Consider the following 24,471-nt stretch of genomic DNA (forward strand, 5'->3'; position numbering starts at 1 on the left):
GCGGATTTTAGCCGTCTGGGACAGCACTCGCCAGCATGCTGCTTAAAACTGAAAGATGTCAGTTAAACAAGCGGTGAGCGTCTCCCCCATCCGCCGCCCATCCCAGACATGCCCCCCGGGCGTATAGTGACGGACATGAAGCCTGTGGAACTCACGGACAGCAACTTTAACGACGAAATCGCCAGCGGCCTGACCCTGGTGGACTTCTGGGCCCCCTGGTGCGGACCCTGCCGGATCATCGCGCCGGTCATCGAGGAACTCGCCGGGCAGTACGAGGGCCGCGTGAAGATCGGCAAGGTCAACGTGGACGAGAACCCCGTCACGCAGGGCCAGTACCGCGTCATGAGCATCCCCACCCTGATCCTGTTCAAGGACGGCCAGCCCCTGGAAGGCGTCGTGGGCGCCCAGCCCAAACGCGCCTTCGAGACGCTGCTCGACAAGCACGCCGCCCCGGTCGAGAAGACCGAACCCGCCCAGCCCAGCGCCTGAACACCACCCACCCGCACTGAACCCTCAGTGCACCCTGAAAGAAGGGCCGCCCCGGTCAACCCGGCAGGCGGCCCCTTTCTGCTGTGTCAGCGCTGTTGGATCAAGCCCTCATACGGATTCCGTTTATTTCGTTGACAAATCAGAACACCACCGATCTGTCAACTCCACGTCCGGAACCCGCTTCGACTCCTACTCGCTCCGCCAATCGGAGTCCGTATCAGAAGCGCACGATGTCCGGCGGCGTCCAGGCGTGCAGCGCCTCGCTCAGCAGCACCTCACCGTCCGGCCAGTCGCCGTGCCCGCTGGCGACGTTGATGTGCCCCGCCTCACCCGCCGAGATGAACGCCGCGCCCCACGCGTCCGCGAACGCCTCGGCCCGCTCGAAACTGGCGAACGGGTCGTTCTCGCTGGCGACCACCAGCGCCGGGAACGGCAACTCCTGCATGGGCACCGGGGCCATCTGCGCCACGGCCGGGTACTCATCGAACGCCCGGTCCGCGTCGGTCGGACTGACCAGCAGCGCGCCCTTCACCCGCCCGTGCCCGCCCGTCAGGGCCGCCCAGTGCACGATGTTCAGCACCCCGCACGAGTGCCCCACCAGCACCAGATCACCCGGCGTCGCCTCGATCACCTCCTGAAGCCGCTGCGACCACGCCGCCGGGGTCGGGCGGTCCGGGTCGTCCTGCCGCACGCGCGCCGCGCCGAACTTCTCGGTCCACAGGGACTGCCAGTGCTCCGGGCCGCTGTCCCCCAGGCCCGGCACGATCACGATGGTCGGTGTCATGCGCTCAGGCTACCGCCTGGGTGGATGAGTGACTACAGGTTGATCGGCATCCAATACTTCGCTTACATGTTCACTTAGGGCATCTCACAGGCAACCCGTAGGACGTTGGGGTCTATCCCTCCCGCCACCGAGCGATTTGATGTAACTCGAGCACCTCCAGAATTACGAAGAGCTTGGGAAATAGCAGCCGTTGGCCTATATGAAATACTCGTAAACATTCCCAACAAAGCAGAATCAGCAGCAATGATGTAAGGCGCTACTGTGGAATATTTATTGAACGGGCTATATTGCCCATATTCACTACCATACTGTCCGTATTTATTAAACATACTGTGGGTGCCGTAAGGGCTGCCATATCGGCTGTAGTCATTTGATATGCTATTCGCACCATACGCACCGTCGCAGGTTCCAAGGAAATTACCATCGGCGGCCACAATCATGGCGCCCCTAAGATTTCCAGCGATGGCAGACGAGCTGCTTGCCAGACAAAGCACACACAGAAATCCACGCCATTGGCTCATATCATCCCTCCATAGCAATTTAATTCACTGGGCTTGGCGCCATCTTACTCCTTGATCTACAGAGAAACAAAAAGGTGATTTTGTGCATCTCAGCCTTCGAGCAGTTCGACCTGCCTTCCGTCGGGGTCCTGTACGAAGGCCATGTCGCGTCCGCCGGGGCTGGGTTGCAGGTCGCGGGTGACGGTGACGCCACTGGCGCGCAGGGTGGGCAGCAGGGCGCGCAGGCCGGTGACGTGCAGGGCGATGTGTTCGGCCCAGTGGGGGTGCGGGGCGGGGGCCTGTTCCGGGATCTGGAAGAACTGGAGGCGGCCCTCGCCGAGGCGCAGGACGGCGCGGCGGTAGCCTTCGGGGGTGGTGAGGTTCTTCTCGGTGACGGCGCCCAGGGTTTCGTAGAAGGCGACGGTGGCGTTCAGGTCGCGGGTGAGGAACGAGACGTGTTTCAGCATGCGGTCAGGGTATACGCTGGGCGGCATGATGGCTGCCGCGCTGGACAGGGCCGGGCCGCCGTGGACGCTGCGGGGGGCGGGGCTGGTCGCGGTGTTCGGCGCGCGGGGCGTGCTGATGCTGGTGCGGTACGTGTCGTCGCCGGTGGGGCCGTATGACGAACTACTGTGGGCGGAGGTGCGTGGCAGTCCGGTGGGGCTGCGCCCGCAGGTAACGCGGATCGTGGTGAGCACGGAGGCCAGCGTGGTGTGGGGCCGCCGGAACTGGGGCATTCCGAAGGAACTCGCGGCGTTCGGGTGGTCGGGGAGTGGACTGGGCGGCGGGCCGGACGGCTGGCGTGGCGAGGGTGGGCAGGTGCGGGTCACGGGGGCCGGGGGTGAGATGCTGGCGCACCTGGGATTCCGGGTGGGCGGGCCGCGCGTGCCGGTGTGGACGGGAGTGGTGCCGGGGGCGTGGCGGACGCTGGCCCAGCCGGACCTGACGCCGGAACCGGACGCCGCAGGCCCACGCAGGACGTTGCTGACCACCGTGCAGGCGCGCGGGCAGGTGCAGGCGGCCCGCCTGAGCGCAGTGCAGGGCGCGTTTCATCCGGCCCTGACCGGGGCGCGGCCCCTGCTGACGCTGGCGGCGCCGGAATTCCGGATGGTGTTCCCGGTGCCGCGCGTGGTGCGGGAGGACGGGCGGCCTGCCTGACCGGTCGTTCGGGGTCATCCCTCCCCGGCCGGTGGTGACATAGTGCCGGTCATGGAATACCGCAAGTTGCAGGGCACCGACCTGACCGTCAGCGCGGTCGGGTTTGGCGTGTGGACGGTCGGCACGACCTGGTGGGGCGTCAAGGACGAGGAGATGGGGAAGGGGCTGCTGCGCCGGGCGTTCGATCTGGGCGTCACGTTCTTCGATAACGCGGACACGTACGCGTCGGGCCGCGCCGAGGAGCTTCAGCGTGAGGCGCTGGGCAGCGTGCGCGATCAGATCGTGATCGGCACGAAGTTCGGGTACGACATCTACAATCACCCGGACCGTCCGGGGCAGCAGGAGCGTCCGCACGACTGGACGCCCGCTTACCTGCGTAAGGCGCTGGAAGGCAGCCTGAAACGCCTGGGCACCGATTACATCGACTACTACCAGCTGCACAACCCGCGCATGGACGCCGTGCTGAACGACGACCTGTGGGCCGAACTGGACCGCGCCAAATCCGAGGGTCTGATCCGCGCGTACGGCACGGCGCTGGGGCCGGCGCTGAACGAACGGCAGATCGAGGAAGGGATTGCCAGCGTGCGGGACCGCCGCGCGCCCACGCAGATCATCTACAACCTTCTGGAGCAGATGCTGGGCGAGGCGATCCTCCCGGCGGGCGAGGCGGCGGGTGTGGGCGTGATGGCCCGCGTGCCGCACGCCTCCGGGCTGCTGGAGGGGTACATGACGCTGGACACCGAGTTCGAGCCCGGTGACCACCGCAACTGGCGCATGACCACCAACGCCCGCCGCAAGGCCTGGATGGAGGACGGCCTGAAGAAGGTCGAGCAGCTTCAGGCGCAGTTCGTGGAGGGCCGTGGCCGCACGATCGGGCAGCTGGCGATTCAGTTCGCGCTGCGTTCCCCGGTCATGGCGAGCGTCCTGCCGAACATCTACTCGGCGCAGAACCTCGAGGAGTATGCCGCGACCTTCGACGCCGCGCCGCTGACCGACGAGGAGTTCGGGGCGATCCAGGCGCTGTACCGGGAGAACTTCGGCCTGACGCATGACCTGCGCGGCGAGGTTGTCGCGGGGGGTGCCAAGTGAGCGGCCGTCCTGAAAGCACCGGTCCCGGAGGCACCCGCCCCGCGGGTGCGATGCCCGCCGAGACGGGAGCGCCCGCGCCCGCCGCGCGTCCGGGTCGCCCGAAGATGATGGTGGACCTCGACCCGAGCGGTCAGGTGACGGGCCGCGAGGCCGACCGCGCCAACCGGCAGTTCCTGAACTACGCGTTCTTCAAGCTGGACCCCGCCTTCCGGCGCCTGCCGCAGGCGGAACGCGACGAACTGAAGGCCGAGTTCCTCGCCGCCGCGAACGGCTGGGTGACCGACGCGCCCGCCGAGAAGGGCCTGATCCTGCGTCCGTACTCGCTGGTCGGCGTGCGTGGCGACGTTGACTTCATGCTGTGGCGCATCGCGTTCGACGTGCGCGACTTCCAGGAATCGCAGGCCCGCCTGAACCGCACGCGCCTGATGGGGTACCTGACGCAGCCGTTCAACTTCATCTCCATGAACAAACGCAGCCAGTACGTGAACCGCGTGGAGGGCAGCGGGCACGGCCTGGAAATCCTGCCCGGCCAGGGTCAGTACCTGTTCATCTACCCGTTCGTGAAGACGCGCGCGTGGTACGACCTGACGCCGCACTCCCGCCAGGGCATGATGGACGAGCACATCAACGCCAGCGTGCCGTTCAAGGGCGTGCGTATCAACACCAGTTACTCGTACGGCATCGACGATCAGGAGTTCGTGGTGAGCTTCGACAGCGATTACCCGCAGGAGTTCGTGGATCTGGTGCACCGCCTGCGTTACACCGAGGCGAGCATGTTCACGTTGCAGGACACCCCAATGTTCACCTGCGTGAAGAAGGACCTGAGCAGCGTGCTGGACGACCTGGGCTGAGCGGACCCAGAGGGGAGGCGGTGTGGCACACGCGGCCCGCCGCCTCCTCTGCTGGTTACAGGCGCTTGTAGTAGATGAGCGTGCCGTTCAGGCGGCCGTCCGGCGTGAGGGCGAAGTCGGGGATCTCGCCGACCAGGGTGTAGCCAGCAGTCTCGTAGAGTTTCCTGGCGCCGCCGTCCACGGAGGTGTCCAGCGTCAGCAGGGTGCGCCCCTGGCGGGCGGCCTCGGCCTCGGCGGTCCTCAGGAGGCGGGTGGCGACGCCCTGGCCGCGCCACGCCGTGCGGGTCATCATCTTGGCAATCTCGGCGCGGTGCGGCTGGTTGGGCGGGAAGTCCAGCAGCAGCGTGACGGTGCCGATCAGCTCGGGGCCGTGCCACGCGCCGTACAGCACGCGTCCGCCTGCCTCGGCGGCGGTCAGGGAAGCCTGCCAGAACGCGCGGGCCTGTGCCTCTGGCAGTGGGTGCATGAAGCTGACGGACCCTCCGGCGGCGACGGTCTCGATCAGGAGTTCCCCGAGCTGGGGCAGGGCGGCGTGGGTCAGCGGCGTGATCTGGAGGTCGGTCATGGGGTCAGCTCCGGGCGAGTGCGACAAGGTACGTGCAGGGGTTGGCGGTCGTGTTGGCGATGACCACGTCGGCGGGCGGGCCGAAGCCCAGGCTGTCCCCGGCATGCAGGTGGTGGATTTCACCGCCCTCGGTGACCGTGAGCTGGCCGGATTGCACCTGGATCACCTGCCGGATCAGGGCGTACGAGGAGGCGGGCAGCGCGGCCTGCCCACCGGGGGGCATGGTGACCTGCACGAGTTCGACCGGGTGGTCGGGGCGCATGAACACCTGCGTGCGGGTGTAGCCGGTGGCCGGGTCGCGCCAGACGGGCTGGTCGGCAGCGCGGGTCAGGCGGCTGGCGGCGGCCTCGGCGCGGACGAGCAGTCCGGCGAGCGTGAGGTCGAAGGCCCCGGCGAGGCGTACGAGCAGCGCCGCCGTGGGGCTCATCTCGCCGCGTTCGATGCGGCTGATGCTGGCGCGGGCCACGCCGGAACGCGCGGCGAGGTCGGCCAGGGACCAGCCGCGCGCCTCGCGTTCCAGGCGCAACCGCTGGGCGATGGCGTCTGTCGTCTCGTCGCGCACAGTGGACATTCATCCACTATACGCGACAAAGGGGGATCGAAGAAGGCGGTTACAGGTCCACGCCGTCCAGGCTGGCGACACCGTTCTTCAGGGCGTACAGCGCCGCCTGGGTGCGGCTGTCCAGGCCGAGTTTGCCCAGCAGGCGCGACACGTGGGTTTTCACGGTGGCCTCGCTGACGTTCTGATCGGCGGCGATGTCACGGTTGCTGTACCCGTGCGCGATCAGTTGCAACACGATGGTTTCCTTGGGCGTCAGGGTCTCGCGCATCTCGCCGCCCCGGAAGTCCCGCACGAGGCGGCGGGCCGCTTCCGGGTGCAGGCGCACCTCGCCGCGCGCGGCGGCGTGAATGGCGTCGGCCAGGGTGTCTGACGAGGCGTCCTTGAGCATGTAACTGATCGCCCCGGCCTCGATGGCGCCGTTCACCTTGTGTTCCTCCAGGGTGCTGGTCAGGGCGATGACCTCGGTGTCCGGATGCGCGCGTTTCAGGGCGCGGGTGGCGGTGATGCCGTCCATGACGGGCATCATCAGGTCCATGATGACCACGTCGGGTTGCAGCGCGGCGACCTGCGCGAGGGCCTCCTCGCCGTTGGCGGCCTCGCCGATCACGTCGATCAGGGGGTCGAGGCCCAGGAACAGACGCAGGCCCTGGCGGACGACCGCGTGATCGTCGACCAGCAGGACGCGCACGGCCTGGGCGGGTGGGGTGGATGGGGTCATGGGGTGTCCTCCAGGGGGGTCAGGGTGAAATTCGCGCGTGGAGCGTCCACGAACACGTCGAGGTCCGGGGCGAGGGGGGCGGGCGCGCCGCGCGGCCAGGACAGCGAATCACGGTCCGTGAACCGCACCCGGACCTTCAGGGCGGGCGGCACGCGCAGGGTCACGTCGCCCCGCTGGGTGCGGATGTCCAGGTTGCCGCGCGTGCTGGGCGTGGCGGTCACGGTCAGGTTGCCGCTGTCGGTGGTCAGGGTGGCGCGGCCCGTGACGGTCGGCAGCGTGAGGCGCACGTCGCCGCTCTCGGTCCCCACGCCCAGCGTCTGGGTCCGCATGGCAGCCAGGTCCAGGGTCTGGTTGCCGCTGGCGGTGTTCACGCGCAGCGCGTCCGGCGCCGAACCGGGCGGAGCGGTCACGCTGACCTGCCCGCTGCGGGTCACGACGCTCAGCGGCCCGGCAGGACGGGCAGGCAGCGTGAGGGTCTGACGGCCACTGTCGCTGCGCAGCGTCAGGAACCGCACCCGCAGCGCACTCAGGTCGGCGGTCGTGTCGCCGTACGTGGTGCGGCTCCCCAGCGTGAACGGCACGTCGCGCGACAGGGTCAGCGCGGCGGTGTGCTGCACGGGTTCCGGCCCGGTGACGATCACGCCGCGCTGCCCGAGCGGCTGCACACGCAGGGTCAGCGCGGCGCTCAGGGCGCGGCCCTGGCGGGTCACGTCGGCCTGCACGGGGTTCCGGGCGCGGTGATGCACGCGGCCCTGCACGGCCAGGGCGCTGCCCGGCGGCAGTGCGCGCAGGGTCACGTCCACCAGGTCGCCGCTGAAGGTCAGGGCGGCGCTCTGCGCGAGGTCCAGTGGCAGCGGCCCGTCCAGCGGAACGCTCAGGGGCGTGTCCAGCACGCTCATGCCGGGCGTGGGGTGCAGCGTGACGTTCTGCCACGCCAGCAACGCGCCCCCCCCGGCCAGCAGCAGTCCGGCCGCCATGCGCGCCAGCACCGGCAGCAGCGGCCGCGAGGGCGGAACGGTCGTCACGCGCCCACCTCGCCCGCAGCAGGAACGGCCGCCGGGATGGTCAGGGTGACGGCCGTGCCCTCTCCCGGCGCGGACTCCACGCTCAGGGTGCCTCCGGCCCCGGCGGCCCGCTCACGCATGCTGCGCTGCCCCAGCGTGCCGCGCCCCTGCGCCTGCGGGTCGAAGCCGCGCCCGTCATCACGGACGGTCAGGGTCACGAGCGGGCCGTCCTGCACCAGCGACACCCACACCTGCGAGGCGCGGGCGTGCTTCACGACGTTGTGCAGCGCCTCCTGCGCCACGCGGTACGCGGCGGCCTGCACGTCCGGCGCGAGGTCCGGTTCGCGGCGCAACTCGGCGTGCACCTTCAGGCCGTGCCGGGCTTCCATGGCGTGCGCGTGCTGCGTCAGCGCGGCGATCAGGCCACCTTCCTCCAGCGCGTCGGGGCGCAGACTGAACAGCAGCGCCTTCATCTCGGACACGCCGCCCTCGGCCAGCCGGATGGTGTAATCCAGGCTCTGAAGCGTCCGGGCCGGATCGCGTTCCAGCGTGGCGCGCGCCGTCTTGGCCCCCAGCGTGATCCCGTACAGCGCCTGCGCGACACTGTCATGCAGTTCGCGGGCCAGCCGGGCGCGTTCCTGCTCTCCGGCACGCGCTCCGGCCCGCTCGATCAACTGCGCGGCGTGCAGGGCCGTCCCCGCGTGATCGGCGATGCTCAGCAGGAACGCCAGTTCATCCGCGCCGGGCCGCACACCGGGACGGTAGCGGGCGCGCAGCGTGCCCCCCTCCAGCGTCCCGGCCGACGCGGGCAGCGACACGGGCAGCACCGCCAGCAACCCGCCGTCCGGCAGGGGCAGCACGTTCGCCTCGCCCGGCGACGGCCAGCACGGCGCCACTTCAGCGGGCGCGGCGCCCAGATCCGCCTGCGGGGTGGCGGCCCGCAGCGTGCCGTCCGGGGCGTACACCGCCACCTGTGCCGCCGTGCTGGCCGCCAGCGCCTGCGCGGTCAGGTCGCCCAGCGTGGCGGTCAGGTCGTCACCCAGCGCGACCCGCCCGGCGGCGCGGCGCAGGGCGATCACCTCGCGCCGCGCCGCCTCGTCACCCACGTCCAGGGTCAGCAGGGCCGCCGCCAGCCGGGTCCACATGCGGCCCATCAGGTTCAGGACACCCGCCGTGACGATCAGCACACCCAGCCCGGCCAGCGTCAGGCCCGCCACGGCCACCGGGCCGGGCTGCACGGTCCACTCGTTCCACACGATCGGCACGACCGACCCCAACGCCCACGCCGGAGCGGACAGACCCATCAGGGCCACCACCAGCAGCGCCGCCAGCACCAGCCAGCACAGCGCCCCCAGCGGCAACTGCACCGCGTGGAACAGCAGCGTCCGGTACGTGACCGGGGACGCCAGTTGCGCGCCCAGCCACGCCAGCACCCCGGCGTACGAACCGGGCGCCGGACGGGTGAACGACACGCCCAGCACGCCCGCCAGTCGCCGCTGCACGTCACCCAGCGCCCCCACCAGCCACACCGCCCCCACCAGCGCCGGAGCGCCGATCAGGACCGGCAGGGTCAGCAGGCCGCCCGCCACGACCACCGTCAGCAGCGCGGCCACCAGCGCGCCCGCCGGGAGGGTCAGCAGCACGTACGCCGCCGCGCGGTACGTGCCGGGGTCGGTCAGGTCACGCAGCGGCCCGCCACGCACCCCGCGTGACCCGCCCGGTTCCCGAACCGCTCCCATGACCTTCATCATGCCGCCCAGCGTAGCGCCGCGCACCCCACCCGCTCGTCCCACCAAAGGCGGACCCGGCCCGCACGCTGACAGCAGGCGGGCCGGTCCCCGTGAAGACCGGCCCACCCTGAAGACTGCTCCGTATCAGCCGGGAATGCGGATCTTCTGCCCGACCTGAATCAGGTCCGGGTTGCTGATGTTGTTGTAATGCGCGATCTTCTTGTACTCGGCGGCGTTCCCGTAGTACTTCTGCGCGATGGCGCCCAGGGTGTCGCCGGACTTCACGGTGTACACGGTGTCGCCCGTGCTGGTGTCCTTCTCCTTGGCGAGTTCCTTCGCGCCGGCCGCGACGCGCAGGCCGCTGGCGTCCACGGAGGCGACCCCATCGACTTCACGGGCGAGCTTCTCGGCGAGGCGCTGCTCGTGCTCGTTGTCCACCACGCCGCGCAGAATGACGCTCTTGCCGCTCTGCAGCACGTCGATGGGATCGTCGGCGAGTTCCACGTTGCCGCGCAGGGCCTTCAGGACAGCCTTGGCGATCCGGCTGCGGTCCTCCATCTCCTTGACCTCGGCGTCCAGCTTCGCGTCGGCCGGGCTCAGGTCGGGCGTGCTGACCGTCGCGGCCGGTGCGTCGGGCGCGGGCTGCACGGGCGCGCTGGCCTGCTGAAGGACAGTCACGCCGCTGGTATCCACGGTCTTCACGCCGCTGATGCCTTCGACCACGGCGCCGATCAGGCCCACGACCGGCTGACGCGGCACCTCCCCGGTGACCGTGACGGTGCCACGGCTTTCACTCACATTGAGGCCCAGGGGGGCGAGAACGGGGTTTTCGTTGATGGCGTCCTTGACGCGGTCAGCGGTGCTCTTTCCAAATGGCCACATGAGCCGAGCGTACACCGCCAGCAGCCGCTAACGTGAGATACCCCACGTTCCTTAAGGGCTGATCAGGATTCCCTGAGGGGTCCTTCAAGGCCACCGCTCGGTCAGGGGGTTCTGTCAGGGGGCCGGCGGCAGCGCGGAACTCTGCACCCAGTCCCTCAGGACCCGCTCAGCCTGCTCTCCCAGGGTGCGGCGGGTGTAGGCCAGCAGGTCGCCTGTGCCGACCACCTGAGCGGCCCTTTCCGGAGCGGCTGACGGGGTCGCTGCGCCGCCCTGGGCGTAGCCGCGCAGGAAGGTGCGGAAGGAGTCGTCTCCGACCTGACGGCGCAGGGCGTGCAGGGCCAGGGCGCCGCGCTGGTAGGCGGTGCTGTCGAACATCTCTGCGGGGGTGGCGGCGACCAGGGGCCGGGTGCCGCGCCGTTGCAGGGTCGCGTACCACGCGTCTGTCAGCGCCTGCGTGTTCTGGCCCTGGTGTTCCTGCCAGAGCAGTTCGGCGTACGTGGCGAAACTCTCGTTGAGCCACACGTCGGACCAGTCGCGCAGCAGGACGCTGTTCCCGAACCACTGGTGCGCCGTCTCGTGCACGAGCACCCGGTCACTGCTGGACGTGACGGGCATGGTGGACAGGCCGGCAGTTTCCAGGGCGGGCAGGCGCGGCGTGACGACCGCCGACCCGTACGTGCGGAACGGGTACGGTCCGAACCAGTCGCTCAGGAAGGTCAGGATCTCGCCGGTGCGCCGGTACGGGGCGCGGACCGTGTCCGGCGTGCCGGGCGGAAAGTAGTCGCGCAGGGCGACGGGCGCGCCGCCGGGACCGACGTTCACGGGCGGGCGGTCCACCGCTTCGAGCGGGCCGATGTGCACGGCCAGGGTGTAGGTGGGAATGGGCCGCGTCTGGTCGAAGGTGACGGTGTGCGCGGCGGGCCTGTCGGGCGAGGCGGGCGTGTCGGTCACGCGTACGCGCTGGCCGCTGGCGACGGCGGCCGTGCCGGGCGGGACGGTCAGGGTGACGGTGAACGTGGCGGGGTCCGAGGGGTGGTCGTTGACCGGAATGAAGGTGCGTGCGCCGTCCGGTTCGCTGAACGCGAAGTTCGCGCCGCCCCCCACGTTCAGCGGGTCCGGCACGGCCTGCCAGCCCAGCGTGAACGGAAACACCGGGTCCGGCAGGACGCCCGCCACGCCCGCGTAGCGCAGGGTCACGCGGGCCTCCTGACCGGCAGGCAGGGCGCGCAGCACCAGCAGTTTCCCGGCCGTGTGGTCCTGCCGGAACGGGACGGGCTGGCCGTTCCACAGGGCCACGGTGACGGCCGGACCCAGGAAGTCCAGGCTGATCAGCGGCAGGTCACGCGTAGCGCGCAGGAGGGCGGTCACGTCGCCGCTCAGGGCGCGGGTGCCGGGCTGCGTGACGCTCAGGTGCACGTCGTAGTGCACGGCGTCCAGTCCTGCCTGCCCCAGCGTGGGGTACAGGGTGTCCCCCACCGGGCGGGCCTGCGCGGCGGGCGCCGCTGCCGGCGTGGTCTGCGCGGCGGCCGACAGCAGTGGGCCAGTCAGCAGCGGCGGATCAGTCAGCAGTGAGCCGGTCAGCAGCAGTCCGGCCAGTACCCACCGGTGCAGGCGGCAGGGGCGCAGACTGGACGGGCGGGCAGCCGGGCGCACCGGGAACCGGGCCTAGATCGGGTAGTACGCGCGGGGCTGGCCGCGCACGAAGTCGCGGGTGGGCACCCAGATCAGCGGGTTGCGTTCCTCGACCTCGGGCGGCGGGCCGTAGCGGACGAGCGCCTCGACCTGCTCGAACGGCACCCACTTGACGCCCACCACCTCGGGGTCGGTGGGGTCCAGTTCGCCGTGGAAGGTCGCGGTGAACCGCCCGAAGATCGCGTAGCACTCGTTGCGGGTGCCGGGCAGCAGTTCGCCCTCGAGCAGGCTGACGAACATCAGGTCCGTGACGGTCAGGCCCGTCTCGTACAGCACCTGACGCACGGCGGCGTCCCCGAGGGTCTCTCCGGCGTTCGCTTTCCCGCCGGGCAGGCCGTAGAAGATGCTGCCGTCGTCCATGCGTTCCTCGACCAGCAGCAGGTGCCCGTCGCGGATCAGGTAGACGTGCGCGGCGCGCTTGATGGGCAGGGTGCGCGACAGGTTACTCATGTGCGGCGCAGTCTACCGCACGGCAGGCGCCGGTCACGCGCCGGGCGGGCCGGACAGCGAGGCCAGCACGTCGTCGGGCAGGCGGGCGGGGCGGTAGGCGTGATCGGTGGCGATGTGGCGCGTCTCGCCCGTGGCGAGCAGTTCGTCGCCGCGCCGGACCTCGTACGTGAACGTCAGGGTGCGGGAACGCACGGACGTGACGCGCGTCAGGACGTGCAGCGTGTCGTCGTAACGGGCGGCGCGGCGGTACTCGACGTTCAGGCCCGAGAGCATCAGGTAGTAACCGCGCGCCTCGACCTCCCGGTACGGCAGGCCCAGGGCGTTCATCAGGTCCGTGCGGGCCACCTCGAACCACACCGGATACGTGGCGTGATGCGCGACGCCCATGGCGTCCGTCTCGGCGTAGCGCACGCGGATCACGGTCGGCCCGGTCAATGAAGGACCGACTGGAGGGCTGGCGGGCGCGGTCACAGGATGGTGTCCGACACGGCGTGGAATTCCAGGGTGGGCGTGCGGCGCAGTTTCACCTGATCCGCCACCTGCCGCTGAAGGTGCCCGCGCGCGCCGCGCAGCGCGTCGAGCAGGTCGTCCATGTCGCCGGTCATGGCGCTCACGTACACCCGCGCGATGCCGTAATCGCTGGTCAGGCTGACCCGTTCGACGGTCACGATCATGGGCACGCGCGGGTCCCGCAGGCCCGAGATGGCCTCGCTGAGCACGCGCGTCAGCTGCGACTGAAGTTGCTCGGGTTTCATGCGCGCACCGGAACGGAACGAGACTGGCAGGAGAAGGTCAACATCCGCGCATGGTAAAGCATGCCCCGGCAGGCCCGCCGGAACGCCGTCACGCAGCGGCAGGCCCGAACGCAGGCCCGAACAGGCACGGCCCGCAGGCAGACAGGATGCGGGCATGGGTCCGGTCACTCCCACCGGGCGGGCAGGAGGAACACCCATGCGCCGCACCCCGACCCGCTCGCCGGTCCTCGTCTCCCTGACCGCCGCGCCGACTGTCCGCGCCCGCCGCCTGCCGCTGCTGGCCGGAAACGTCTTCTGTAACGCCATTCCTGCTCACCCCCTCCCAGCCTCCCCCCTCAAGGCGCAGGGGTAAACGAGAGGTAAGCGCTGCGTGTTCATCGCTGGTCTGCCCTGAAGTTTTATTTCGCTGACAACCCGGAACCCCACCGGGTTGCCAGCCCCACGTCCGGAACCCGTTTCTCTCCCGCTCGGATTGAACGGCCTTCGCAGCCCATTCAGACGGAGTCCGTGTGACCCGACCAGACGATGCGGTCGGGTCAGCGCACGTAACGGCGGCCGGTGTAGTCCGTGAACACCCCGATGCCGTAACTGACCTTGCGGACGCTGTCGATCACGGCTCGGCCGTTCCAGGCGATGCCGGTCGAGCTGCCCCCGTCGAGCAGCAGGGCGTCTTTCACGCCCAGGCGGGCCATGACGCGGCCCATCTCGGTGGTCGTGAGTTTCACCTGCGTGCTGACCAGCACCAGGTCGCGGTTCCCGATCAGGCCGACGGCGCTGCGGGCCGCCCGGCCGAACAGGGCCGGGTCGTGGAAGGCGTTGCTGTACCGGGTGTTCACCTGCCCGCCGCTGAGGATGCGGGGGCCGGTGGCGATCACGGTTTCCATGCCGGCCCAGCTGCTGTCCAAGGGGCGGCCCAGGACGGGCGTGCTGCTGACACGGATGGACGCTCGGTTGTCGGGCGTGATGGCCAGCGCCATGGGAATGCGGCCCCAGGTGAGCAGGCGGCCCTGCATGACGATGTCCCCGGCGGGCGCGTACGTCTGCGTGTGAAAGTAACTGCCGTTGATCACGACTTTCGCGCCGCTGCTGCGGGCCAGCTGACTGACGCGCGCGCCGGTCCCGAACGCCACGCGGGAACTGGCGAGGACCGGCGCGATCAGCGTGTTGCGGTGGCGCAGGTCCACGTTGGCGATCTCGACGGGTACGTTCAGGGGCGTCAGGCGTTTGAAGGTCACGGCCTTGTTGATGGGCCGGGGCGGGATGGGCACCGGCACGCGCGACGGGACCAGCATCTTGCGGCCCGGCACGATCAGTCGCGCGGTGTTCAGGCCGTTCAGGCGGCGCAGTTCGTCCACGCTCAGGCGGTAGCGGGCGGCCAGGACGGCGGCCGTGTCGGTGGCGGTCACGCGCACGTAGCGGTACACGGTGCGGACCTCCGAGGTCGGGGGGCGGGTGGGAGCGGCCCGCCGGGGCGGGATCTTCAGGATCTGCCCGACCTGGATGGCGCTGCCTGTCAGGCTGTTCCCGGCTTTCAGGGCGGCGACGGTCACGCCGTAGCGGCGCGCGATCAGGCTGAGGGTGTCGCCTTTCTTCACGGTGTGCCGCTGGGCGGGCGCGGCCTGGGCGGAAGCGCTTCCGCTTATGCGGAGCACCTGCCCGGCGCGGATCAGGTCGCCTTTCAGGCCGTTCAGGGCGCGTAACTGGTTCACGCTGACGCCGCTGCGCTGCGCGATCAGGAAGAGGGTGTCGCCGGATTTCACGGTGACGGTGGCAGGGGTGGGCGCAGCACGGGCCACGCCGGTCAGGGTCAGGCCAGCCAGAGTCAGGCCGGTCAGGGTCAGGCCAGCCACGGTCGGGCCAGCTACGCTGCCGAGCGTCAGGAGGGTCAGGAAAAGTCGGCGCATGGGGTCACACCTGACCACAGCGGGAGCGGGCGCGTGTGAACGGCCCCTGACGCGAAGTTCATGTGCGCCGGTCAGTTCACTGGGGTCTGTGGCGCTGCACGGAACGCCACGGTCATTCTGGCGGGAGTCCGTCATGCCTCTACCCTGCCACGCGCACTCTGCCACGCGTCTGACCGTGGCAGACAACCCCGCCCGGCCTCAGGTACCGGGGGTCAGGTGCCGGGGGTCAGGTGCCGGGCGTACTGCCGGGGAACACCGCGACCCGCCCGATCATGTACGCGCAGCCGTACAGGAACAGCGTGGCGACCGGCAGGAAGCGCAGGCCCACGCGGTGCTCGATCAGGCGGCCGCGGACCAGGACTTCGATCACGTACAGGCTGATGACGCACAGGCCCGCGTACATCCAGTGCTCCCAGTCGCGGCTGGGGTCGGTCGGGTAGTTGTACTTGCTCAGGCCGCCGCCGACGTCGGTGGCGCTCGGGACTTTCGCGCCGCCCAGCGCCAGAATCACGCCCGTCACGGCCGGCAGGAGCGTCAGTACCCACGTGACCCGTAACCAGAGCATGAATCCCGCACCGGTCCGCATTTTCACGGCGGGCGCGATACTCCACACGAACAGAATCAGGGTCGCCAGTGCGTACGGGGTGGGAAACAGCAGGGCGAGGCCACTGGGGAACTGATACCCGTGAATCAGGCGAAGGAACTCCATACGCGCAGCGTAGCGCGCCGCTCAGGGGGTGCGTGAGGATGGTCAGTTCAGGAAGTCCACGACGGCGTGCGGGGGCAGGGGGGTGCCGGGCGTGAGGACGGTGTTCTCGCCCGCGACGCGCAGTTGCAGGGTGTCGGGCACGCGGTGCAGCAGCAGGTCGCGGCCGCTGAGGCTGAGGCTCAGGCCTTCCAGGGCGGGGGCGTGCAGGGCCGCGCCGAGGTCCGTGATGGGCGCGTGGACGCGCAGGGCGTGCTCGCCGTACGGGCCGCGCACGTGCAGGACGGAACCTCGGCTGTGCAGGGCCAGCGGGAGGCCCAGTCCGGCGAGGCTGCCGAGGGTGGGGTGGGGCGCGCGGGCGCGGCGGGCGACGGCCACGCCGAGCAGCGTGCCGGGGCGGACCACGTCGGCGGGTTGCAGCAGGCGGGCGCCCTGGCTGACTTCCAGGTCGGTGGGGATGCGCAGGATGCGCAGGCCGTCGCGGTGCTGTTCGGCGCGCAGGCCGCTCAGGTGCGGTACGCGGGCCATCTGGCCCAGGTCGAAGGGTCCGCCGAGGGGTGTGGGGATGCTGCTGACCTCGCCGTCCGCGCCGACCAGCGAGATGGTGCGGTCGTCGCGGTACTCGAGGCCCTCGACGGGTGTGGGGGCGGTCGGGCGGGCGGGGCGCGGGGCGGGGGCGGCGCGGTGGGGGCGGGCGCGCCAGCCGAGCAGCAGCGCGGCGGCCAGGGCCAGTCCGGTGATCCAGACCAGGATGGGCCGCGTCGGTCGGTCGGGCGCGGGTGGGGTGGCGGTGGGCGAGGTGGGCACGGGTGGTGTGGCGGGGGCGGGTGGCAGGCGGCCGCCGGGCGCGCCGGTCACGTCGGGCAGGGGGTGGGGCGGCAGGCCCGGAATGGACAGGACCGGGGTGACGGTCTGTCCGGCGTTCAGGCCGTCGCCGGTCAGCTGGACGGCCAGTTCGCGGCCTCCGGGCTGGGTGTGCAGTTGCGCGCGCAGGCCAGCCGCGCCGCTCAGGGTCACCTGGTCCAGCCTCAGGCCGGGGGGCGTGCGGTAGCGCAGGATCACGTCCTCTCCGGCTTTCAGGGTGCGGTCCGCGCCGGGGTTCAGCCACCGCAGGGGGGGCTGGGTGTTCAGGCGCAGCAGCACCTGCCGGGGCCGGGGGGCCACGCGGTCCGGGCCGGTCACGGGCGGGGCGCACAGCAGGGCCGCGCCGCTGCGGGCGGGCAGGTTCAGGAGCCTCAGCTGGCCGCCCGTGACGGGTGGGTCGTTCAGGCGCAGGCGGGAGGCGCCGGTGCCTGGGGTGAGGGTCAGGGGCGTGGTGTCCGGGAAGGGGCTGGGCGCGGCGTCCGGGTCGGTGATGGTCAGCAGCCCGCCTTCCAGGCCGGGGGCGTCCAGGGTGGGGGGCGTGCCGACCGGGAGGGTCAGGCCGCTGGCGTAGGCGCTGGCCTGAAGGGCGGCGCGGGCGTCGGCGGGGATGTCGGTGCCGAGCGCCACGTAGTACAGCCGGTCCAGCGGGCCGCGTGCGCGGAAGGCGTCCAGGGCGGCGCTGGCGGTCACGGCGGGCCGGGCGGTGTCGTTGTCGATGCCGTCGGTCAGGACGAACACGGTGGTCAGGGGGGCGGCCTCACCGGTGGTGGCGCGGCCGGGTTCGGCGTTCAGGGGGGTCAGGGCCGCCTGGAGGCTGCGGTACAGGTGGGTGTTGCTGCCGTCGGCTTTCAGGGCGCCGAGCGCGGCTGTCCAGGCGGGGTTGCGGGCGGGCTGCTCGAAGTGCGCGCGGCTGCGCAGTCCGGCGTCGAAGGTTAGGAGTTCGGCCTCGTCGGGCTGGTGGGTCTGCACGTAGCGGTCGATGCTGCTGCGCACGCGGCTGAAGATGTCGGCGCGGCCGTCCCCGATGCCGCGCATGCTGCCGCTGGTGTCGAGGATGAACACGCTGCGGGTGCGGGTGGGCAGGGGCGTGCCGGGCAGGGCGCAGGCGCTGGGTGGGGGCGCGGCCGGGCCGGGGGCCGTGTCCTGCGCGGCTGCGGCGGGGCTCAGCAGCAGGAGGCTGGTCATCAGGTGGGCGCGGTGCATCGGGCTTCTATTCTGCGGTCTGGGAGGCCGGGTGTGGGCGCAGCGTGGCGGTGCGGGCGTGGGCGCGTCTGTGCGCTGTGGGTTCCGGCGCGGCCCAGACGGTGTTTCTGGCAGGTGGGGCAGCGGCACGAGTTGCCCGGCGTATTACGCTATATACGTATATATTTGACCCTTTTCAACCCTGGTAGTATACTGAACAGACACGGCAGGCGCACGCAGCGCCCCACCATCACCCACCCACCCCCACGCGCCGCCCCCCACCAGGGGCCGCGCAGTTCAGGAGCCCCATGACCCAAACCGACGACAAGAACGCCGCCGTTCAGGATCTCACCACCACCGCCGGCCCCAGCGCCGACTACACCGCCGCCGACATCAGCGTCCTCGAAGGCATGGACGCCGTGCGCAAACGCCCCGGCATGTACGTGCAGGGCGGCACCGGCATCGACGGCTACCACCAGCTCCTGACCGAAATCATCGACAACGGCATCGACGAGGGCCTCGCCGGATTCGCCACCGAAATCCACGTCATCCTGCACGCCGACGGCGCCGCCACCGTCACCGACGACGGACGCGGCATCCCCATCGACATCATGCAGAGCAAGGGCCGCCCCGCCATCGAAGTGATCTTCAGCGAACTGCACGCCGGCGGCAAATTCGGCCAGGGCGCCTACAAGGTCTCCGGCGGCCTGCACGGCGTCGGCAGCACCGTCGTGAACGCCCTGAGCACCTACCTCGACGTGACCGTCAACAAACACGGCCACCTGCACAACGTCCGCTTCGAGAAGGGCATGCTCGTCAAACCCCTGCGCGACGAAGGCACCACCCCCGAAGGCGTCACCTGGGCCACCCGCGTCTCCTTTCAGCCGGACCCCACCGTCTTCAAGGAATTCGACAACCAGTTCAACTACGACCGCATCCGCAACCGCCTGCGTGAACTCGGGTACCTGACGGGTCTGAAAATCGTCATCCGCGACGAACGCACCGAACTGCACGGCGGCGAAATCAAGGAAGAAACCTTCCACGAGAAAGGCGGCATCGCCAACTTCGCCCGCGCACTCGTCACCGACGACACCAAACTCCTGTACGACCAGCCCATCGTCATGACCGGCCACCACAGCGGCGTGAACGTCAAGGTCGCGTTCATCCACGCCAACACCTACGCCAGCGACAACATCCTCACGTACGCCAACATGATCCGCACCCGCGACGGCGGCACCCCTCTGACCGGCTTCAAAACCGCGTACACCCGCATCCTGAACAAGTACGCCAAAGACAAGAACATGATCAAAGCCGGGAACCCCATGCCCAGCGGCGACGACCTCCTCGAAGGCATCTACTGCGTGGTCAGCGTGGAAGTCGAGGACCCGCAATTCGAATCGCAGGCCAAAGTCAAACTGCTGAACAGCGAAGCGCAGACCGCCGTGAACGCCGTCGTCGGCGAGAAATTCGCCGAGTTCCTCGAAGAGAACCCCAAGGTCGGCAAGACCATCGTCGAGAAAGCCGCCGAAGCCGCCCGCGCCCGGGAGGCCGCCCGCAAGGCCCGCGACATCGTCCGCCGCAGCAACCCCCTGGAAAACGACGACCTGCCCGGCAAACTCGCCGACTGCTCGTCACAGGACCCCACCGAAAGCGAACTGTTCATCGTCGAAGGCATCAGCGCCGGCGGCAGCGCCAAAGGCGGCCGCGAACGCCGCTTCCAGGCGATCCTGCCCCTGCGCGGCAAGATCCTGAACGTCGAGAAATCCGAACTGAACAAGATCCTCAAGAACGCCGAAATCCGCGCCCTGATCGGCACCATCGGCGCCGGCGTCGAAGGCACCGGCGACCGCATGCACTTCGACCTGAGCAACCTCCGCTACCACAAGATCATCATCATGACCGACGCCGACATGGACGGCGGGCACATCGCCACGCTGCTCCTGACGTTCTTCTACCGCTACATGCGCCCCATCGTCGAAGCCGGGTACCTGTACATCGCCCAGCCGCCCCTGTACCGCATCATGATCGGCCGCGAGAAGAAAGGCACCTACCTGTACGACAACGACTCCCTGAAAGTCGCCGTCGCCCAGGCCACCCGCGAAGGCAAGAAGTACGACATCCAACGCTTCAAAGGCCTCGGCGAGATGAACGCCGACCAGCTCTGGGACACCACCATGAACCCCGAAACCCGCGTCCTCAAACGCGTCGGGATCGAAGACCTCATCGTCGCCAACGAAGTCTTCGAGAACCTCATGGGCACCGAAGTCGCCCCCCGCAAAACCTTCATCCAGGAAAACGCGAGGTTCGCAGAAATCAGCGTGTAAAGCACCAGTACCACAAAGGGGATTCGAGCATCGACACGCTCGAATCCCCTTTTCTGTGGCGGTTCAGCGCAGGATGTTGTTCTGGATGGTCTGGCTGAGGGTGTCGTGGCCTGCGCTGCTCAGGAGGTCGAGGGTCGCGGCGAGCTGGGCGTGGTCGTCCGTGAGTTCGCTGAGGTTGCTCTGGATGAGGCCGTGGAGTCTGAGGTTGCCGGTGCCTTCGACGAGGTGCAGGGCGCGGCGGTAGCGGTGGGCGGCCTGTTCGTAGTCGCGGGCGAGGTGGGCGTGGACGCCCCAGGTGTTCCAGGCGGCGGCGCCTCCTTCGAGGTCGTTGGTCTGTTCGGCCAGGGTGACGGTTTCTTCGTAGGCGGCGTTCACGTCGGTGTCGGGGGCGTGCGTGGCGGTCAGGGAGTACACGTAGTTGGTGAGGACGTGAACGCGTTCGCGGGGGAATGGGCGTGAGGCGTGCAGGACGTCCCTGAAGGCGGCGTGGACGGGTTGGCCCTGCCTGACGTTCAGCATGGCGACCAGGGATTCTGCGATGACGGCGTCGCCGGGCAGGCCTTCGCTGCGGAAGCGCAGGCCTGCCTGCCGGAAGAGGGTTCTGGCTTCGGCGTCCCGCGCTTCGCGCAGGGCGAGCATGCCGCGCAGGTGAACGGTGCGGGCTTCGGGTGGGGCGCCGGTGTGGTCGAGGGTGTCCAGCAGTTCGCGCAGGATGTTCAGGTGGCCGAGTTTCAGGGCGCAGGCGGCGGCCAGGATCTGCCAGGGTCGGGGGCGGTGGGTGGGGGTGGGGTGGGTGTCGTCCACGGTGCGTTGCGCGGCGGTGGCGTTGCCGGTTCTCAGTTCCGCCCAGCCTCGCAGGAGGTTCACGGCGTCGGTCTGCGGGGCGCTTTCCAGCGTCCTGGCGGCTCTGGCCGGGTGGCCGCTTTTCATCTGCTGGTCGGCGTGCCAGTGGGCGGCGGCGGCGCATGCGGGGAGGTCGTGCGGTTCCCAGTAGTGGCGGGCGGCCAGCCAGTGGGGCCAGGCGGTTTCCCTGGGGTGGTGGCGGGCGAGGTGCAGGTGGGTCAGGGTGGTGGTCAGGGGGTGGGCGTTCAGGAGTTGCCGGGCGGTGGTGGTCAGCACCTGTCCGTCCGGGGTGGTGAGGCCCTCGCGGGTCAGGGTGTGCAGCGTGGCGGCCAGCGTGTCGGGGGTCAGGTTCAGGGCGGCGCGGGTGGCGGCGAGGTTGGGGGGTTCCTGCGCGGCCAGGGCGATCAGCAGGTGGCGGTGGTCCGGGCCGAGGAGGGTCAGGTGCGCGTCGAGGGTCTGTTCGGGGGGGGTGCCGTTCAGGTGCGCGGCGAGCAGGGTGGGGTGGCCGCCGGTGGCGGCGTGCGCGCCGGGGTGGGCCTGCAGGTCGTGTTCGGTCAGGGCGTGCAGGGGCAGGTGGTGGGGGGTGGGCAGCGCGGGGGGCTGGCGGGCGGTGATGGCGAGGGTCGCGCCGGGGTGCTGGCGGGCGGCGAGGGTCAGGACGGTGCGGGTGGCGTCGTCCATGTCTTCCCAGTCGTCGAGGGCGAGTTTCAGGCGGGTGTCGCGCAGGAGGTTCAAGGCGTCGGCGGCACTGCTCAGGGGGTGGGCGCTGAGGGGTTGCAGGGTGGCCAGGGGCGGGCCGCTGCGGGCGGGCAGGACGCGCCAGCCGTGCCCGGCGAGGTGGTCGAGCAGGGCGGTCTTGCCGAGGCCCGGAGGGCTGCTGATCCAGGCGATCTGTCCGGGTGGCAGGGCGGCCAGGGCGGCGAGTTCGGCGGCGCGGCCGATCAGGGGGGTGGCAGGCAGCGTGGGGGCGGGTGCGGGGAGGGTGAGGGCCAGTTCGCTGGCGTCGCGGCGCAGCGTGAGGGTCAGTGGGTGGTCGGTGTGGCCCAGGATCTGCCAGAGGCGCAGGAGGTCCTCGGGGTCGCAGGGGGGGGCGCCGGGCACGTGGTAGGCGTGGGTGGCGTGCGCGTGCGCCTGGGGATGTTCGCCGTGGGCGTGGTGGTGTTCGGCCTGGGTCAGGTGCGCGGCGCGGGCTTCGCGGGCCAGGGTTTCGCGGGTGTCGAGCAACCACTCCTCGAGGTCGGGGTTCAGGGTGATGTTCAGGCCGTCGAGGAACGCGCCGTGGTACAGGGCCAGGGCGTCGGCGGGGCGGGCGGCGAGGCAGTGGTCACGGAAGGCCTGGGCGTCGCTGGGGATCAGGGCCTCGACGCGGCCCCCCTGTTCGAGGACCGCGCCGGGCAGGGCGCGCAGGCGAATGAGGTTCTGCGCCAGTGAGTTCATGGGGTTGGCTGCGTCCGGCCAGAACAGGCTGGCAAGGCGGCGGCGGGGTTGCGGGCCTTCGAGGCACAGGTACGCCAGCAGCAGCAGTGGCTTCTCACGGCGGTACGTGACGCCCTCGACCGCCGCTCCACCGAGTGTGAGAAGTTTCATAGAGCATTGTAGAGATACACCCGGTAGGGTGGTCAAGCGGTTATGACCACCTGCCCAGGTGGCGGGTCACGGGGGGCATGGCGGAATCCGTATCAGGGGCAGGCGTTCACGACGCTGGCCGCGATGGGCGCCTGTCCGGGCGTGGTGATCAGCGGCAGCAGGGGCACGCCGGGCTGGCAGCTCATCCAGTTTGCCAGCACGCCACTCACGACCGGCGCGGCGAAGCTGGTGCCGAAGTACGGGTAAGCGCCCAGCCAGAATTCGCCCGGGGCCTGCACGCTGGGCGGTTCGGTCAGCACGCCGGGGTTCCCCACTCCCCGGTTGTACGTGGCCAGTTGCTGCCCCGCGATGTCCCACCCGGCCACGCTGAGCAGCATGGTGGGCCGCAGACTGCGGGACGCGAGGTTGACCGCCGGACCGAAATCGAACGCGCGGGTCCAGTCGGCAGGGTAATGGTTGCAGCGGTCCCCGGCGACCAGCCCGGCGCAGTCGTCGCGGTTGCCGTAACTGGCGGCGGTCGGCACGCCCAGCGCGGCCACCTCGCGCAGTGCGAGTTCCAGGCCGCGCGTGGGGTTCGGGCCGCCCACGCTGAGGTTCACGACGTGCCGCCCGCCGCGCCGGGCCTCGGCCGCAACGGCGCACAGGGCCTGCACGGTCTTCAGGGTGGAACAGGTGCCGTCCTTGTCGCACACCTGCCGGTACTGCACGGCCGCGCCGGGTGCGACCGCCTGCGCGATCTCGCCGATGGCCCGGCCGTGGTGGGGGCGATCCGTGAAGGGCACGTTGTAATACTGGCCGCTGTACGTGAAGGTGTCCTCTGTGGCGCTGGCCGTGTCGAGGACGTGGATGGTCACGCCCTTGCCGCTGCCGCTCTTGAGGTTCAGGAGGCGGCCGAGCACGTCGGCAGGGGGCGTTTTCGCGTAGGGTGGGTCGCCCGGCTGGGGCAGGTTCGGCCAGTTGCGAGTGCCGCGTCCCTGATTGGGCCAGCCGACGCGCGTGGGGTCGGTCTGCAGGTCACCGGCGAAAATCAGTTCCAGCAGGGTCAGCACCTGCCCCAGCGGAAGCCCGGCCGTCGGGACGGTGCCTGCCAGCGCCGAGCAGATGGAGTCAGTGGGCGCGGTGGGGGCGCGCGCGGCCGGGTTCAGCAGCTGGGGCAGGTTCGCGGCTTTCAGGGTGGCCAAGTTCACCAGGGGCGCGCGGGCGGCCAGCGTGGGGGCCGTGACCCGCGCCGCCAGTCCCGGCGTGACGCTCTGGCCCTTCACAGGTGCCGTCACGGGAGTCAGGGCGGGGGACGGCTGGGCACTCAGGCGTTTCAGGACGGTCTGAACCTCTGCCGGGCAGCTTTTCGCGCATGTCTCAGACAGGGTCTGGAGGCGCCGGGTGTACTCGGCCTGCACGGTCTTTGCTGCGTCGGGACGGACATAGATCAGGGCGTCGGTGCCGGGCGGCACGGTCAGGACGTTCAATCTGAGGTTCTGCGGGGCGCCGCGCAGGGTCAGGGTCTGCGGCCCCCCGGCGGCGGCCTTCGGCACCTGGAAGGCCAGCCAGCCGCTGGCCGGGTCGAGGCGGTACCCGGTCGCCTGTCCACCCACATTCAGGTTGCCTTCCGGAGCCACGCCCTTCAGCCCGAAGATCCAGGCGGTCTCGCCGGGCGCGGCGGCGGCCGGATAGACCCCGGCTGTGCGGACAGCGGTGACGGCTGTCGCGCCAGACTGGGCCTGCGCAGCTCCCAGTAACAGCAGGGGCAGAAAAGCAGTCAGACGGATGCGGCGTGCGGATCGAATCATGGGTGTCCCTCCGGGGGGCAGCATGTCAGGTGGGTCGTGACCAGG

The 24,471-nt window shown here is 70.2% G+C and carries 23 protein-coding genes; 6 read left to right on the top strand and 17 right to left on the bottom strand.

Going from position 1 to position 24,471, the window contains the following annotated elements; translation table 11 throughout:
- The first annotated feature begins 135 nt into the window (after window positions 1-135).
- Window positions 136-489, top strand: a complete 354-nt coding sequence (trxA, locus tag IEY70_RS10465; RefSeq protein WP_189064965.1) for a thioredoxin — start codon at window positions 136-138, stop codon at window positions 487-489.
- 217 nt (window positions 490-706) lie between these two features.
- On the opposite strand, the gene IEY70_RS10470 is transcribed toward trxA, so the two are convergent.
- Together IEY70_RS10470 and IEY70_RS10475 are read right to left on the bottom strand one after the other, a co-directional pair.
- Window positions 707-1,273: an RBBP9/YdeN family alpha/beta hydrolase gene (locus IEY70_RS10470; protein ID WP_189064966.1), complete on the bottom strand. Its 567-nt coding sequence runs from the start codon at window positions 1,271-1,273 to the stop codon at window positions 707-709.
- A gap of 610 nt (window positions 1,274-1,883) precedes the next feature.
- A complete protein-coding gene (locus tag IEY70_RS10475; RefSeq protein ID WP_189064967.1) occupies window positions 1,884-2,240 on the bottom strand; it encodes a VOC family protein in 357 nt (118 codons plus the stop codon).
- Between the two features lie 25 nt (window positions 2,241-2,265).
- Between IEY70_RS10475 and IEY70_RS10480 the strand changes: the two genes are divergently transcribed.
- The 3 genes from IEY70_RS10480 (at window position 2,266) to IEY70_RS10490 (ending at window position 4,871) form a co-directional block, all read left to right on the top strand.
- Window positions 2,266-2,931, top strand: coding sequence for a hypothetical protein (locus IEY70_RS10480; RefSeq protein WP_229777830.1), 666 nt, complete (start codon window positions 2,266-2,268; stop codon window positions 2,929-2,931).
- A 51-nt stretch (window positions 2,932-2,982) separates the two neighbouring features.
- Window positions 2,983-4,020: an aldo/keto reductase gene (locus IEY70_RS10485; protein WP_189064968.1), complete on the top strand. Its 1,038-nt coding sequence runs from the start codon at window positions 2,983-2,985 to the stop codon at window positions 4,018-4,020.
- A gap of 104 nt (window positions 4,021-4,124) precedes the next feature.
- A complete protein-coding gene (locus IEY70_RS10490; protein WP_189065061.1) occupies window positions 4,125-4,871 on the top strand; it encodes a chlorite dismutase family protein in 747 nt (248 codons plus the stop codon).
- A gap of 55 nt (window positions 4,872-4,926) precedes the next feature.
- Here the strand turns inward: IEY70_RS10490 and IEY70_RS10495 are convergent, their stop codons facing one another.
- The 10 genes from IEY70_RS10495 to rbfA form a co-directional block, all read right to left on the bottom strand.
- Window positions 4,927-5,436, bottom strand: coding sequence for a GNAT family N-acetyltransferase (locus IEY70_RS10495; protein WP_189064969.1), 510 nt, complete (start codon window positions 5,434-5,436; stop codon window positions 4,927-4,929).
- Window positions 5,437-5,440: 4 nt separating this feature from the next.
- The gene (locus IEY70_RS10500) at window positions 5,441-6,007 is read right to left on the bottom strand and encodes a helix-turn-helix domain-containing protein (RefSeq protein WP_189064970.1); all 567 of its coding nucleotides are present in this window, start codon (window positions 6,005-6,007) and stop codon (window positions 5,441-5,443) included.
- 40 nt (window positions 6,008-6,047) lie between these two features.
- Window positions 6,048-6,716: a response regulator gene (locus tag IEY70_RS10505; protein ID WP_189064971.1), complete on the bottom strand. Its 669-nt coding sequence runs from the start codon at window positions 6,714-6,716 to the stop codon at window positions 6,048-6,050.
- A complete protein-coding gene (locus IEY70_RS10510; protein WP_229777831.1) occupies window positions 6,713-7,741 on the bottom strand; it encodes a DUF4097 family beta strand repeat-containing protein in 1,029 nt (342 codons plus the stop codon). The genes IEY70_RS10505 and IEY70_RS10510 overlap by 4 nt, the downstream gene beginning before the upstream one ends.
- Window positions 7,738-9,471 carry a sensor histidine kinase gene (locus IEY70_RS10515; protein ID WP_189064972.1) on the bottom strand — a complete coding sequence of 578 codons (1,734 nt, stop codon included), beginning with the start codon at window positions 9,469-9,471 and terminating at the stop codon, window positions 7,738-7,740. The genes IEY70_RS10510 and IEY70_RS10515 overlap by 4 nt, the downstream gene beginning before the upstream one ends.
- Before the next feature lie 123 nt (window positions 9,472-9,594).
- Window positions 9,595-10,332, bottom strand: coding sequence for a LysM peptidoglycan-binding domain-containing protein (locus tag IEY70_RS10520; protein ID WP_189064973.1), 738 nt, complete (start codon window positions 10,330-10,332; stop codon window positions 9,595-9,597).
- Between the two features lie 114 nt (window positions 10,333-10,446).
- Window positions 10,447-11,985 carry a M1 family metallopeptidase gene (locus IEY70_RS10525; protein WP_229777832.1) on the bottom strand — a complete coding sequence of 513 codons (1,539 nt, stop codon included), beginning with the start codon at window positions 11,983-11,985 and terminating at the stop codon, window positions 10,447-10,449.
- A 12-nt stretch (window positions 11,986-11,997) separates the two neighbouring features.
- Window positions 11,998-12,474: an NUDIX domain-containing protein gene (locus IEY70_RS10530; protein WP_189064974.1), complete on the bottom strand. Its 477-nt coding sequence runs from the start codon at window positions 12,472-12,474 to the stop codon at window positions 11,998-12,000.
- A gap of 33 nt (window positions 12,475-12,507) precedes the next feature.
- A complete protein-coding gene (locus tag IEY70_RS10535) occupies window positions 12,508-12,909 on the bottom strand; it encodes an acyl-CoA thioesterase (RefSeq protein ID WP_268243909.1) in 402 nt (133 codons plus the stop codon).
- A 32-nt stretch (window positions 12,910-12,941) separates the two neighbouring features.
- Window positions 12,942-13,229: a 30S ribosome-binding factor RbfA gene (gene rbfA, locus IEY70_RS10540; protein WP_189064975.1), complete on the bottom strand. Its 288-nt coding sequence runs from the start codon at window positions 13,227-13,229 to the stop codon at window positions 12,942-12,944.
- Window positions 13,230-13,425: 196 nt separating this feature from the next.
- Here rbfA and IEY70_RS10545 point away from each other — a divergent pair, with 196 nt between their 5' ends.
- Entirely contained in the window at window positions 13,426-13,581 is a 156-nt protein-coding gene (locus tag IEY70_RS10545) for a hypothetical protein (RefSeq protein ID WP_189064976.1), read from the top strand.
- Window positions 13,582-13,765: 184 nt separating this feature from the next.
- Here IEY70_RS10545 and IEY70_RS10550 read toward each other — a convergent pair whose 3' ends face one another.
- The 3 genes from IEY70_RS10550 to IEY70_RS21295 form a co-directional block, all read right to left on the bottom strand.
- Window positions 13,766-15,133 carry a LysM peptidoglycan-binding domain-containing protein gene (locus IEY70_RS10550; protein ID WP_189064977.1) on the bottom strand — a complete coding sequence of 456 codons (1,368 nt, stop codon included), beginning with the start codon at window positions 15,131-15,133 and terminating at the stop codon, window positions 13,766-13,768.
- Between the two features lie 226 nt (window positions 15,134-15,359).
- A complete protein-coding gene (locus tag IEY70_RS10555; RefSeq protein ID WP_189064978.1) occupies window positions 15,360-15,842 on the bottom strand; it encodes a hypothetical protein in 483 nt (160 codons plus the stop codon).
- A gap of 42 nt (window positions 15,843-15,884) precedes the next feature.
- Entirely contained in the window at window positions 15,885-17,906 is a 2,022-nt protein-coding gene (locus IEY70_RS21295; RefSeq protein ID WP_189064979.1) for a vWA domain-containing protein, read from the bottom strand.
- A 287-nt stretch (window positions 17,907-18,193) separates the two neighbouring features.
- Between IEY70_RS21295 and IEY70_RS10565 the strand changes: the two genes are divergently transcribed.
- Window positions 18,194-20,209 (top strand): DNA gyrase subunit B, encoded by a 2,016-nt coding sequence (locus tag IEY70_RS10565; RefSeq protein ID WP_189064980.1) that lies wholly within the window; start codon window positions 18,194-18,196, stop codon window positions 20,207-20,209.
- A 63-nt stretch (window positions 20,210-20,272) separates the two neighbouring features.
- Here the strand turns inward: IEY70_RS10565 and IEY70_RS10570 are convergent, their stop codons facing one another.
- A complete protein-coding gene (locus IEY70_RS10570) occupies window positions 20,273-22,639 on the bottom strand; it encodes a hypothetical protein (RefSeq protein WP_189064981.1) in 2,367 nt (788 codons plus the stop codon).
- A 92-nt stretch (window positions 22,640-22,731) separates the two neighbouring features.
- On the bottom strand, window positions 22,732-24,426 hold the full coding sequence (locus tag IEY70_RS10575) for a S8/S53 family peptidase (protein ID WP_189064982.1): 1,695 nt from the start codon (window positions 24,424-24,426) through the stop codon (window positions 22,732-22,734).
- Between the last annotated feature and the right edge of the window lie 45 nt (window positions 24,427-24,471).

The sequence above is a fragment of the Deinococcus seoulensis genome (assembly GCF_014648115.1).
Taxonomy (GTDB): domain Bacteria; phylum Deinococcota; class Deinococci; order Deinococcales; family Deinococcaceae; genus Deinococcus; species Deinococcus seoulensis.